The sequence below is a fragment of the Psychroflexus torquis ATCC 700755 genome (assembly GCF_000153485.2).
GTDB lineage: Bacteria > Bacteroidota > Bacteroidia > Flavobacteriales > Flavobacteriaceae > Psychroflexus > Psychroflexus torquis.
In genome coordinates this window covers 3,689,013-3,702,633 of record NC_018721.1, presented here as the reverse complement: position 1 = coordinate 3,702,633, position 13,621 = coordinate 3,689,013, and the positions used below count along the sequence as shown (strand labels likewise).

Below are 13,621 nucleotides of genomic sequence, written 5' to 3'. Positions count from 1 at the left end.
TCAAAAACATAAAAATTCGTGTTGAAATAAAAAAAAGATTCCTCGTCGAAGTAAAAAACTTCTCTGTCGGAATGACATTGAGATTTCTCCTATTGCCAGAATGACAACACGCCACTGTCATTCTGAAGGAGCTTTTCAGCGACTGAAGAATCTCTCCCTATCGAAAATGTAAAAAATCCGTGTTCAAATAAAAAGATTCCTCGTCGAAGTAAAAAACTTCTTTGTCGAAATGACATTTCGCAAGTGTCATTCTGAAGAAGCTTTTCGCGACTGAAGAATCTCTCCCTATCGAAAACACAAAGATTCCTCGTCGAAGTAAAAAACTTCTTTGTCGAAATGACATTGAGATTCCTCCTATCGTCGGTATGACCTTTCATTACTGTCATTCTGAAAGAGCCTTTTCGCGACTGAAGAATCTCTCCCTATCGAAAACACAAAGATTCCTCGTCGAAGTAAAAAACTTCTTTGTCGAAATGACATTGAGATTCCTCCTATCGTCGGTATGACCTTTCATTACTGTCATTCTGAAAGAGCCTTTTCGCGACTGAAGAATCTCCCTACATAAAAACAAGAAGACTCCTCGTCGAAGTAAAAAACTTCTCTGTCGGAATGACAACACGCTACTGTCATTCTAAAGGAGCTTTTCGGCGACTGAAGAATCTCTCCCTATCTAAAACGTAAAAAATCCATGTTGAAATACAAGAAGATTCCTCGTCGAAGAAAAAAACTTCTCTGTCGGAATGACATTTCGCTACTGTCATTCTGAAGGAGCTTTTCGCGACTGAAGAATCTCTCCCTATCGAAAACACAAAGATTCGTATTCAAACAAGAAGATTCCTCGTCAAAGTAAAAAACTTCTCTGTCGGAATGACATTGAGATTTCTCCTATCGTCGGAATGACAATCCGCCGCTGTCATTCTGATGGAGCTTTTCGGCGACTGAAGAATCTCTTCCTATCGAAAACATGAAAATTTCGTGTTCAAATAAAAAAAAACCTCGTCGAAGTAAAAAACTTCTTTGTCGAAATGACAATACGCCGCTGTCATTCTGAAAGAGCCTTTTCGGCGACTGAAGAATCTCTCCCTAGCGAAAACGTAAAAATTTCGTGTTCAAATAAAAAGATTCCTCGTCGACGTAAAAAACTTCTTTGTCGGAATGACATTGAGATTCCTCCTATCGTCGGTATGACATTTCACTACTGTCATTCTGAAGGAGCTTTTTCAGCGACTGAAGAATCTCTCCCTATCGAAAACATAAAAATTCCATGTTGAAATAAAAGGATTCCTCGTCGAAGTAGAAAACTTCTCTGTCGGAATGACATTGAGATTTCTCTTATTGTCGGAATGACAATTCGCCGTTCCTCGTTATCTAAAGTTCTGGCTTTCTCCCGCAGATTTTATTCTTAGGTATTAACTAATTTTTTCATCCTCCAGACTTTATTTCCTTTTTAACTCTTTTACTTTCTATAGATCATTAAAATACGTCAATTTCCTACGCTGGATAAATTATTTTAGCACTAGTCTCAGAGTGAAGCCTAAGATTGACGTGGCAGGCCAGCTTTTCTCATTTCATCTTTTAATGCCGGCAAATTGGGTTTATGATGATACGCGTTCAGGATGATCCCATTGGTTTTTTCTGATTCCCCAGGTATTTTTCGGAGGAGTTCCATCCATTTTAAAATCCTCTTATAAGAATTTCTTCCTCGCTCACTGGCTAGCGATTGAGAAATTTTGTTTTCCAAAATCTCAAAACAATCCTTGGGGTAAACAGGGATAATTGGCAGGATCATTTCATTCAACTCCCAAGAGTCGCGATTGGCATTTACCAAATCGAGGATCCGGCCGTAGTAGTTTTCCAGTTTAAAAATCCTTGTCAAAAAAACCTTGTCCCATATCCTTTCAAAAAAAACTTCTTTTTCTTCTAAAGAAAGCAATTCTTTCAATGTTTTATAGGCGTGGATATCCTTTTCATGCTCGGTGATCCTGAGCAACACCATTTTGTAATACCCCCTTTCTTTCTTTATATCTAGGTTTTCAAGTATAAAACGGTCAAAGGTATGTGGGAAAGCAGTAAAAACTTCTCCAGCAGTGTTTAGGAAATTCTTGTTGTCCTCTTTGAGGTAATGAAACATTAATTTCTCGGCCAGCTCCTTATCTTGCCTAAAATAGCGATGGGCATGATCCAGCCAGTTTTCCCGGGTGCCCAAAAGTTCATATATCTGGAGTAAAAGCTGTGGTAAAAATTCTTCCCCAACCTTGTATTTTTTCAGCAGTTCCTCCACTTCACCAGCCATTTTTTCATTTTGTACCAATGATTTCAATAAAGCTTCAAAATACTTTAGATCGTCCCCAAAGCCCAAATATTGAGTGAATAGGGCATCAAAAAATACAAGGATTTGGTTATCGTTGGTAATTACAGATTTGACCTCTTGCAGCACCTCTTCATAGGTGGGCTGTAACAGTCTTAAGAATTCTTCTTCGGTATCATCGAAAGCGTAATTTTCTTCATAATAAGCTTCGGTACAAGACTGATAAACGGATGCTAAAAGCATGGCTCCTTCAGCAACTTTTCCTTGTCGGATGAAAACCAAAATCTTTTCTCGATATTTATCGAACATTTTTGTTACCATATCTTCCGCCATATACTCACAGGCCTCATATTCGGGAATATAACCGCTGTGCCGTGGGATATAGTTGTCCCAATCAAAATCCACAAAATTAAGTCTTTCAAGCTCGTTAAGAATCCCAGCTTTCTCTTCTTCAAAAAGCCTTAAAAGCGACGCTCTGGTCAATGAGGGATCACTAAAAGATTCCCTCCTAAACCGGGATAAAAATTGCGAGCGTACCGGTTCATTTTTTTCAAGCAGTTCCTCTAAAAACAGCACTTTATCCTCTGTTGTTAAAACATCCAATATTCGTTTCCAATCCATTATTAAATCATTTTTAAAATAAGGCTTTTTTACTTCATCCCTTTTGGTTTAACCGTATTGCGCACCTTAGGAAATCCTTTAAATATTTTTTCCCGCTCAAGCCGTATGTATTCTTTCTCGTCAAATTTCTCCACTTTTTCTGCCCCCATTAAATCGTAAATGTTCACCCAATCTTCCTTTATTAAAATCTCCAGTTCAGGATTTAAGACATAGAATCCCCTGGAGACTCTTAAAAACAACTTTTTACTGATGTCTTCTCTGGCATCTATTTCATTACGGGCAATGGCCTGATTTAAATAAGCCCTTTGCTTCCTAAAATGCGGTAATACGGTTTCTGGATAATTGTACACAGTGCTTATAAAGTCAGCCATTTTCACCCCTTTTGCCCAACTCTTGTTTTTGATAAGTACAGATTGTAGGGCAATCATATAATTGAGCAAAAAATATTCTATCTTGTGGTTGTCGATTTTGATCATCCTGCTATCCACCTTTACCTTAATACTATCTGTAAGGATATGTTTGTAGATGCTGCCCAGTTCATTTCCAGCATATCCTCTCGAAAAATGAGATTTGTTTAAAGCGACTTGCAGGGCATTTTTTCCTTCATTATCCAAAACAGAACTGTCTGCCCCATTTTTCTGTAAAAACCTGATCAGTTTCACCGAGCCTGAATAAACAGCCGCCAGTAAAGGAGTGAGGTTGAACTGATCCCTATAGTTGATACCGTACTTATTGATATTTACAGTCAACATTTTGATGTTATCAGTTTTATAATGCGAATAGTATTTTCGGAAAAGGGAATTCCTTTCTTTTTCTGGGCTCTCAGCACGCCTGTATTTATGGGCTACCAACTCATCAATGGCATCGCTATCGTTATAGACCAGAGAATAATGGAAAAGAAGATCTTTTGCTTTTTTATTATAACTATTCGGGTCTAATGCTTCTATTTTTAATTGCTGTATATTTTCTTTGAGAAGAGGCTCCCAGGGCGTTGACTGGACCTTTAAGAGATTTTGTCGAATTTCATCTGCCTGTTCTTTTTTGCCCTGCTTTTCCAGTTTGTTTGCTTCCTGCTTCCAATCATCTAGGGAAGATTTTTGCTCCTTGACCCCTACTTTGTCCCGTGTTTCAACCAGGTCAAGGAGCTTAAGGATCTCATGTTTGGGAGATGCCTCCAGCAAGTATAGGTTCTCTACTGCACGGGTAATCGCGACATAAAGGGAGTTGATGTAAAATTTATAGACATCAAGGGATTTGTCCGTCTTGTCCTTCCCGCGGGAAAATTTGATGCCTTGCGCATCGCTAATATCGGAAGGATCCACACCATCCGTAATTTCACGGAACTCCCTATGGTTGTTACTGATAAAATTCATCAGGATAATATTGTCGTATTCCAGACCCTTTGCTTCATGAATGGAAAATAGCAAGGGGGTTTTGAATATTTTCCTAGCTTCTGCTTTGTCTTCATTCCGCATCACAATGACCGCAAATTTTGTGGAGCCTTTGGTATTTTGGTTCAGATCAGCTTTAACCTTATCGTTGCTTTGCAAAAACACCACTTCCCCATTTTTTTTGCTAATGGAATTGACTAGGTAAGCACTCTCCTTGTCAATGGAACCAAACCTGCTGGTTTTGATTTTAAGTAGTTTGTTGGCTAGGTCAGTAACGGCAGGAGCATTTCGGTAATTTGTTTTGAGGATATTGATTTCCTTGCCCTTCAGCTCACTTTTAAACAAATAAGACTTGACACTTGACCAGGAGAAAAAATTTGGATGGACAATTTGATTGGAATCTCCACAAAGAATAAAATTCTCAGGTTTTTTCAGGGATTTTAAGATAAGGTGCAACTGCACCGTGGTAAAGTCCTGTACTTCATCCACGATGATAAAATCATAGATAGGTTTGACCAAAGGCAACCATTGGTGTGAAATTATGTTGATGTCGTACAAATTGCTTTCTTTCAGGAATTGCAGGTATTTTTCAAAAAAAGAATATACTTCTGATCTTTCGCCGGCGAGAAATACAGATTGTTTTACGCCCAATGCTTCATATTCCTGCCTGCTCAGGAATTCCTTTTCTACATTGAGCCCCGTGAGCACTCCTTTGAATTCCTCGTAAAGCTTATGTGAATCTTTGATCTTTGCGATGTTACGGAACTTGTTGAACCAATTTTCGAATGTTTTGTAATCTATTTCCCTTCCTTGTGTAACACGGGTGCTTTGGATGAAATCATGGAAGGACAGGAATTCCACTTCCTGTTTATCATTATCATATTCGTACGAATAATAGAGTTTTGCTGAATTTTCTATGAGATAGGGCGAAAGAGTAATATATAGAATCTTTCCTTTGAGCATCTTGATCTTTTCCAATGTAAGTGCTGTTTTTCCACTTCCGGCCGACCCAATAATGATAACGGGGGGGCGCTTGTGAAAAATAATCTCCTGACTTTCATCAAAAGAGATAGCTTTATCCAACAGGTTGAAACTGGTAGCTTTGGAATTGATATAGCTAAGGGAAAGGATATCTTCCTGCTGTACTTCCTTTATTGATGGCAATGCTTTGATTTTTCCTTCATCCACTTCAGCTCCCCTCAAAAAACGTGATTTCTCGTATTCATGGTTGAGGATCACTTCCAGTAAAAGTATATAGGTTTTACCTTCATAAGACGCAAATTTAAAAAGCAAACGGTTTTCAACATCAAGTTTTGACCTGTAATAGGGTGTGGGCTGCATTTTTTTTATCTCCGCCGATTTGAAATCCCCATTGCGGAGAAAGCCCAATGTTTTTTCAAATTGTTTCTTTACTTTGGAAAAGTCAAGGTCGTTGTAATAAAGAATCTTCATTTAAATTTTAATTTATTGGTATTTCAAATTGATAAGGCTGCAAAGTAATATTAAACCTTAAATCTGGAAGTAATTGTTAATAAAAAAGTGGAAAAAGTCAATAAAAACAATTCTTCACAGTATTTTCCCTTTCCATTGTTTCTACCTATTTGGGTGAAAATATCCTTGCAGTTGAAATGTACATATTCACAAGAAAACATACAATCTTAAGGGGGATAAATTTCACCGATAAAATTTTACACAACACTGATATCTAATCCACAAGTTTCAAAGAAACCTAATACAATAACAGCCCGATTAACTCCGACTGTTATTTCCAATTATAAATTCCACGACGACTCAGAGATTTCCTTCACCTCTCATTCGGAGAGGTCGGAACTACTTTTTAAGCAGTTCCGGGAGAAGGATTTATAGTGTAAATTATGCCAATACCTTCTGAACTTCATATATGTCGACACTTTTGTTGAATTTCTTTGTCACAGAAAGCGTTTGTTCCCCCGGAGATCCAAATCTTTAGTTCTGCCGCCTGATCAAAACTTTCGGCAGTTTCTATGCTAAACCAGAATGCTTCTATAGTTTACTGAAAAATATTCGATTTTTTTACATGTAAGCCACTGAACATCAACAATGATAAGCCACTTATTTATAAAAATAAAGGTATCCCAAATCAACTTGAATCCAACTTCAATATTTTCAGAAGAAATTAAAAGTTTGCCGAAATCCTTTTCCAGTTTGCCATTTTCAATAGCCCCCGTGTTTCTTAAAAGAGAAGAAAAAATACCCGTAGTTTAATTCTTCGTAACTAATACCAATTTAGCATTCAAATGTTGTATAAAATCAGTTTCTTTTTCATTTACTAATTGTCATAAAATAAAACCGTAACTATTGCTATGCTTATTTTTTTTCCTCAACTAAGTAAAAAACCTGTGCTGAGCTACGTCGTAGTATAATTCAAATTTTTAATGCAACATTTAAAAACTAAATTGGTATAATTCTATAATCTCATCGGGATGAGCTGTCATCTCTAAAGTTTTACCTTTTCGTCCTTTTTGACCGCCTACTTTTCGATCAGATGATTTGCGCAAACTTTGATTTGGTTTAGGATGGTTTTCATCCTTTGAATGAGGCATAGAGCTGTTGCGACTGTTTTTTGGATTTTCGTAGGTAAATAATTTATCCTTTAACTGTCTATTCTCTTTTAACAGTAGCTGATTTTGCTTTATGATACCTCGGTTCTCTTTAATTAATTCTTGATTCTCTTGGATCAATTCTTTGTCCTGATTTGCCAAGCCTTCAAGTTCATTTACTCGTCTAGCGCGAGAAGTAAACGTCGCATACAACTCTTGATATGTTGGCTTTATTGACATTTCACTACTGTCATTCTGAAGGAGCTTTTCGCGACTGAAGAATCTCCCTACCTAAAAACAAGAAGATTCCTCGTCGAAGTAAAAAACTTCTTTGTCGGAATGACAAGAAGATTCCTCATCAAAGTAAAAAACTTCTCTGTCGGAATGACAACACGCTACTGTCATTCTAAAGGAGCTTTTCGCGAATGAAGAATCTCTCCCTAAAGACAAAAAGATTCCTCGTCGAAGCAAAAGGGCTTCTCTGTCGGAATGACAAGGAGATTTCTCCTAACGAACGTCGGAATGATATTTCGCAAGTGTCATTCTGAAGGCTTGAGATTATCCTGAAATAGAAAAGACTAGAAGATAACTTCTAGTCTTTTCTATAAGCAAATTCAGAAGAAATTTTATTCCTCCAGTTCTCTGTTTTTAACATATTTTTCTAGCCATTGATCTTGCTCCCATAACATATGCATGATACTTTCTTTCGCAGCATAGCCGTGACTTTCTTTTGGTAACATAACCAATCTTGCGGGAGCACCAAGCCCTTTTAAGGCGTTGAAATAGCGCTCACTTTGCATAGGATAGGTTCCTGAATTATTATCGGCTTGTCCATGAATAAGCAATAAGGGTGTTTTCATCTTGTGCGCATTCATAAAAGGAGACATCGTGTTATAAACCTCGGGTGATTCCCATTAATTGCGTTCTTCAGACTGGAAACCAAAGGGGGTTAACGTACGGTTGTAAGCTCCACTACGAGCGATACCTGCCGCAAAAAGATCTGAATGTGATAATAAATTGGCGGTCATGAACGCACCATAACTATGCCCTCCAACAGCTACTTTATTTCTGTCGATATATCCTAGCTCATCCACAGCGTCGATAGCTGCTTTGGCATTGGCGACCAATTGAGTTTTGAAGCTGTCATTGGGTTGCTCCTCCCCTTCTCCAATGATAGGAAAAGCAGCATCGTCCAAAACGACATAACCTCTGTTGACCCAATAAATTGGGGAGCCATAGTATGGATAAGTAAATTCTTTGCTACTAGAGGTCACTTGAGAAGCACTATTTTTATCCTTATACTCCCGTGGATAAGCCCACATCAACATTGGCATTTTTTCCTTCTTCTCTTTATCATAGCCTACTGGAAGATACAAGGTAGCAGAAAGCTCAAGACCATCATCACGCTTGTAAGTAATAACTTCTTTATCTACATTTTGTATGGCCTTAAATGGATTTTCGAAGTTGGAAATTTGCTCTAGACTTCCGGTTTTATAATTTCTAAAGTAGTAATTTGGAAACTCATTACTACTTTCTAATCTAGTTAGAATCAAGCCTTTTTTAGCATCGATCATATTCACAAAAGACTCTAAATAGTCAGACTCTTTAACTTGGAAAAGGCGTTTACTGGTTTTAGATTTCAAATCATATTCATCTACAAAAGGAAATTTTCCTTCTTCGGAATACCCCTGTCCAGTAAGCGTTAGTTTTCCGTTCAAGATCTGCAAGACAGATTGATTCAATTTATTTTTTGTGGTTACAAAACTCCCTGGATCATCGTAGGTATTTTGATAATTTCTTTCGTTAAAAAGGACAGACTCCACTTCTGAATTGGAGGGATTAAAAATACTCGTTCTCAAGGTTCTCGTATTCCACCAATATTCACTTAAAACAGCGGTAGTTTTATCTCCCCAAGTTATTCCAGAAAAACGCAATTTAGTTTTGGCTAAATCCTCTTTTTTAGCAGTAAAAGGGGCTTTTAATTGATACACTTCATCTCTAAACTCTACTTCGGTATCGGCATCTCCACCGTCTAAAGCTTCTACCCAAACTAGGGTTGCTGGTTGGTCATCTCTCCAAGACATATTTCTAGGGCCTGTTCTGGTAGACATAAATCCTTTGGGCATTTCTTCCATAAGGGGGATATCTGCAATAAGGTGAGCTAAGTCACCATCTGCCGTATAAATTGTGTGTGAAGTTGGAAATCTACCGTAAGTAACTATATAAGAAAATGGCTTTTTAATTTCTGAAACCATCACATAATTACCATCTGGAGAAATAGACATACTTCCATACATCGCCGCTGTTTTCCAAAGACTTTGGTTGCCTTCTAAATCTACTTTATGAATTTCTGAAGTTGCCAAAACTTCAAAATTAAATTCATCAACTTTATTCTTTAAAAGATCCTGATAGGTTCGGTTTTGAGCCTCAACACCTGCTTCATTAACGGAAACTGTAGGTCCCGTTGGAACTTTATTATCAGCATCAATGAGGTTTTGCCGCTTTTTTGGTAAAGTCTTAACCAAAATACCAGATTCGTCTGGCAACCATGCCAATGTAGTTCCCAAATTTCCATTAACCACAGCAGAAGTCAACCGACTAGCAGATTTCTTTTTATAATCGATGACCCATAATTCATTTCCTGTAGGTAGAGTAGTTGTGAATGCTATATAATTGTAGTTTGGAGACCAATTGATATTTGAAATCTTAAGATTGGAAGGCAAATCTTGAATCTCAAATTCTTTTTTCTTACTTGGATCAAATAATTTTAAATCCACATAAAAACGGGTACGACTTGAGATATTTGTTTTAGGATTTATTCTTAAACCAGCCAATCTTAACTCATCTTCAGCTAGATCTACAATAGTTTGGTATTGATTCCTGTAAATAAGCAAAGCCTTACTCCCATTGGGATTTATACTCATAGATGGTGGCATAGGGGCATCTGCAAGTTCAAGTATGTTTTTGTGTGGTAGTTGGTAGTTTAAATCCAATTGACTAAAGCCTATTAAAGGCAAAAGGGTGCACAGCACTAATAATTTATTTTTCATAGTTTGTGATAATAGTTGACATTAAATTTATAAAAACTATGAGTAACTTTCAAATATTTTTTTTTGTTAAATCAAGTTTATTAAGTTTATTAAGTTTATTAAGTTTATTAAGTTTATTAAGTTTAACATTACATGTTTTATTAATACTACGCAAATGAATATATTGTAATAAAAAAAACATGCTTAAAGTTTTACTTTCCTCATTGCTATTATTCACAAGTTTTACAGGATTTTCACAGATTTTAGAAGATGATTTTGAAGGGAATTCGACCATATCCACATGGTATGAAGACGAAGCTTTGATGGATATAAACTTTAGTAATCCATTTATAGATTCCTCCAACCCTTCTGAAGCAGTATTGAAATATGAAGATGCAGGCGGACTGTTTGCAAATATTGGGTTTGATAGTTCTTCTGCTATCCTTTTAGACCAGAATTCAACATTTAGCTTAAAACTTTATGTTCTCTCCTCAGAACTAACAGGAAATCAAACCAATCAAATTTCTTTGAAACTTCAAAATAGAAATCAGTCAACTCCATGGTCCACCCAAAGTGAAATTATAAAAACATTAGAATTGGATCAATGGCAAACTGTAAGTTTCAGTTTTTCTCAAGATGAATTTATCAATTTGGACTCTAATTCTCCAGATCCATTAATGAGGACCGATTTCAATCGAGTGGTGCTTCAACTTAATGGAGAAAACAATACCGACCAAGTAATTGCCTTTATAGATGATTTTTATTTTGAAGGCAGAGATAGTGAAGATGAACCTGGAAATCCAAATGATCCTGTCTACGACGAATTAGTATGGTCTGATGAGTTTGATACAGACGGTGCCATAAATACAAATAAATGGTTCCATCAAACTAAATTACCTCAAGGTGACTCTTGGTTCAATGGAGAAATACAGCATTATACAGATAGAATTGAGAATACGTTTGTTGAAAATGACAACTTAAACTTGGTTGCTAAAAATGAAACCTTTACAGACCAAGGAGTGACTAAAGAGTATACTTCTGCCCGACTCAACTCCAAATTTGCTTTTACCTACGGACGGGTTGAAGTGAGAGCGAAATTACCTACAGGTGTTGGTACTTGGCCTGCTATCTGGCTACTGGGTCAAAATATCCAGGAGACTGGTGGATATTGGGATAACGAAGGCTTTGGAACCACCCCATGGCCTGCCTGTGGGGAAATTGATATTATGGAGCATTGGGGCGATAACCAGAATTATATCTCAAGTGCATTACACACCCCTTCTAGCTTTGGAAACACATCTAATTTTGGAGGTCAAATTATTCAAACGGCTTCAACAGCTTTTCATAATTACGTTCTAGACTGGTATCCAGACCGCATGGTGTTCAGTGTAGACGGAAATGTGCATTATACTTATCAGCCTGATGTACAAAACGACGAGACTTGGCCTTTTGATGAGGATCAATACATTTTATTAAACACGGCAATCCAATCCATTATAGATCCTAACTTTACGCAAAGCACTATGGAAATAGATTATGTAAGGATATACCAAGAAAGTAACTTAGGGATTAGTGAAGTTAACTCAGAAGTGAAACTAAACGTCTTTCCAAACCCTGCTCAAAATCAAACCACTATCCATTCTCCAAAGGAGGCTCTCGGACAAGAGGTCTTTATATATAATCTTCTAGGTCAACTTATTAATAATTTTGTTCTCCGCTCTCAAAACACAAGTATTGACACCTCAAATTGGTCACCGGGGATATACTTCTTACAAAGAAGAGGACCTCAAACAACCGAGACCTATAAAATCATTAAAGAATAAGTTAGACATCTTATGAAAATGGTTGACTTATTTAATTTGTGGACGAGATTTGGCTTTTTAAATGGTTGTGACATTATAGCTTTTATAAAAAATTCTAAATTAGAGGATGAATCTTAGTTAGAATAAGTAAGTAGTTCTGAAATTGTAGAATCAAAATCTATAAATTTTCGTGAACTATAAATTTCTATACTATGTTTCTATTCTCTTGGATTAGAACATGCATAAGATTGGCTACTCTTCGCCAAGAATATCGGCACCTATTTAAGTCTAGACGAAACCCCCTTATCTAAAGGTGAGCTATACACCATCTTAAACAACAAGAATGCTCAGGGTAAAAAAGCGAGTATAATTCCTATTGTAAAAGGAACTATAACCATTGATGTCATTAATATACTCCATAAGATCCCTCTAGAGAGACGAAATGTGGTAGAAGAAGTTACAGTTGATATGGCAGGTAGCATGAATTTAATTGCTAAAAAATGTTTTCCTAAAACATAAATAGTTGCTGATAGATTTCATGTCCAAAAATTAGCCTCAGAAGCAGTACAAGAAGAGCGTATAAGATTAAGGTAGGAGATATTAGAGCAGAAAAATAGCGATATAATAAAGGCTCTGGAGAAAGGAAATACATATAAGTAAGAACTTCCGAGCAATGGAGATACGCATAAACAACTACTCGCTAGAAGCAGATATTTATTATTCAAATCCAAAACAAAATGGACTCTAGAACAGAGAGAAAGAGCTGAGGTTCTATTTATATTATACCCAACCATTGAAAAAGCATACAATTTAGCACAAGGATTAACCTATATTTTTAATAACAATGCGAATCAAGGTTTGAAATAAAGATAAAAAACAAGTTTAATTAGTTGAAAATCAGCCTCTTAAACTTGTTTAAGTTATTGATTTTCAGTATCTTAATAGTCAATTTCAACGAGATTATTTTGAATACAAAGAACAATAACAAGGATTATAAGTTAGTAAAATTATATGATTATGTATGTAAAAAGTTTGATGAACAGCTACAATTCGAATCTATGCGTTTTAGCAATAATAATACTCCAAAACTTACAGATCAAGAAATCGTCACGATTTATCTATTTGTAATGGAGCATCAAGGGATTTTTAAAATGAATAAAATACATCAATTTGCAAGTGAGTATTTATTGAGTTGGTTTCCAGATTTAGTTAGCTATCAAGCTTTTAACCGCAGAATAAATAGGCTTTCTAATGTTATGAATACTCTTGTAGGGATGATTTTAACCGAATTTACACCAAAGGAATGTTCGACAAAATTTAGCGTATTAGATTCAATGCCTATTGTCACTTGCTCTGGAAAACGCTCGGGTAAAGTTGCACCCGATATTACAGATAAAGGATTTTGCTCCACAAAAAGCATGTATTATTATGGAATGAAATTGCATGCTTTAGGGTTTTGTAACCCAACTAAATTACCACATCCAGAACAAATTATATTTACTGCGGCTTCTGTAAACGACTTTGCGCTATTTAAAGAAGCTTGGTCAGAAAAAGAAAATCGAACGTTTTTTGGGGATAAAATATATCAATCTAAAAGTTTTTTCACAGATATGTATGCTAATTTTAATTCGGAAATGTTAACACCAGTGAAGGCTGTAAAAGGAATGCCCGATGTTTTAAAAAAGTTTGATCGCGCTGCAAACGATTTATATTCAAGAGCTGTATCCAAAATTAGACAACCAATTGAAGCGCTATTTAGTTGGCTTATTGAAAAATCAGACATACAAAAAGCTAGCAAAGTAAGATCTACTAAAGGCTTAAATCTACATGTTTATGGTCGACTGGCAGCAGCATTTATAACACTATTGTTTAACTCTTGATTCGCATTAAT

5 protein-coding genes and 4 pseudogenes are annotated in these 13,621 nt (G+C 36.3%); 4 read left to right on the top strand and 5 right to left on the bottom strand.

Going from position 1 to position 13,621, the window contains the following annotated elements:
* Positions 1-1,534 precede the first annotated feature (1,534 nt).
* From P700755_RS15925 to P700755_RS15910, 5 genes and pseudogenes are all read right to left on the bottom strand, one after another.
* A complete protein-coding gene (locus tag P700755_RS15925; RefSeq protein ID WP_015025662.1) occupies positions 1,535-2,929 on the bottom strand; it encodes a hypothetical protein in 1,395 nt (464 codons plus the stop codon).
* Positions 2,930-2,958: 29 nt separating this feature from the next.
* A complete protein-coding gene (locus P700755_RS15920; protein ID WP_015025661.1) occupies positions 2,959-5,772 on the bottom strand; it encodes a UvrD-helicase domain-containing protein in 2,814 nt (937 codons plus the stop codon).
* Between the two features lie 420 nt (positions 5,773-6,192).
* Positions 6,193-6,551, bottom strand: a pseudogene (locus P700755_RS19545) (PH domain-containing protein).
* 210 nt (positions 6,552-6,761) lie between these two features.
* Positions 6,762-7,139: pseudogene (locus P700755_RS18860) on the bottom strand (DUF6444 domain-containing protein); the annotation flags it as partial.
* 386 nt (positions 7,140-7,525) lie between these two features.
* Positions 7,526-9,949: pseudogene (locus tag P700755_RS15910) on the bottom strand (alpha/beta hydrolase family protein).
* A gap of 179 nt (positions 9,950-10,128) precedes the next feature.
* Here P700755_RS15910 and P700755_RS15905 point away from each other — a divergent pair.
* The 4 genes and pseudogenes from P700755_RS15905 (at position 10,129) to P700755_RS15900 (ending at position 13,610) form a co-directional block, all read left to right on the top strand.
* Entirely contained in the window at positions 10,129-11,751 is a 1,623-nt protein-coding gene (locus P700755_RS15905) for a family 16 glycosylhydrolase (protein WP_015025658.1), read from the top strand.
* A 249-nt stretch (positions 11,752-12,000) separates the two neighbouring features.
* Positions 12,001-12,249 carry a transposase gene (locus P700755_RS20895; RefSeq protein WP_342626361.1) on the top strand — a complete coding sequence of 83 codons (249 nt, stop codon included), beginning with the start codon at positions 12,001-12,003 and terminating at the stop codon, positions 12,247-12,249.
* A 174-nt stretch (positions 12,250-12,423) separates the two neighbouring features.
* A pseudogene (locus tag P700755_RS21390) lies at positions 12,424-12,597 on the top strand (transposase); the annotation flags it as partial.
* Positions 12,598-12,695: 98 nt separating this feature from the next.
* Positions 12,696-13,610, top strand: a complete 915-nt coding sequence (locus P700755_RS15900) for a transposase (protein WP_041758913.1) — start codon at positions 12,696-12,698, stop codon at positions 13,608-13,610.
* Positions 13,611-13,621: the final 11 nt, after the last annotated feature.

Bases quoted from the DNA above. Each gene is read 5' to 3' on its own strand.
- P700755_RS15925 (WP_015025662.1), bottom strand. From the start codon at position 2,929: ATGGATTGGAAACGAATATTGGATGTTTTAACAACAGAGGATAAAGTG.
- P700755_RS15920 (WP_015025661.1), bottom strand. From the start codon at position 5,772: ATGAAGATTCTTTATTACAACGACCTTGACTTTTCCAAAGTAAAGAAA.
- P700755_RS15905 (WP_015025658.1), top strand. From the start codon at position 10,129: ATGCTTAAAGTTTTACTTTCCTCATTGCTATTATTCACAAGTTTTACA.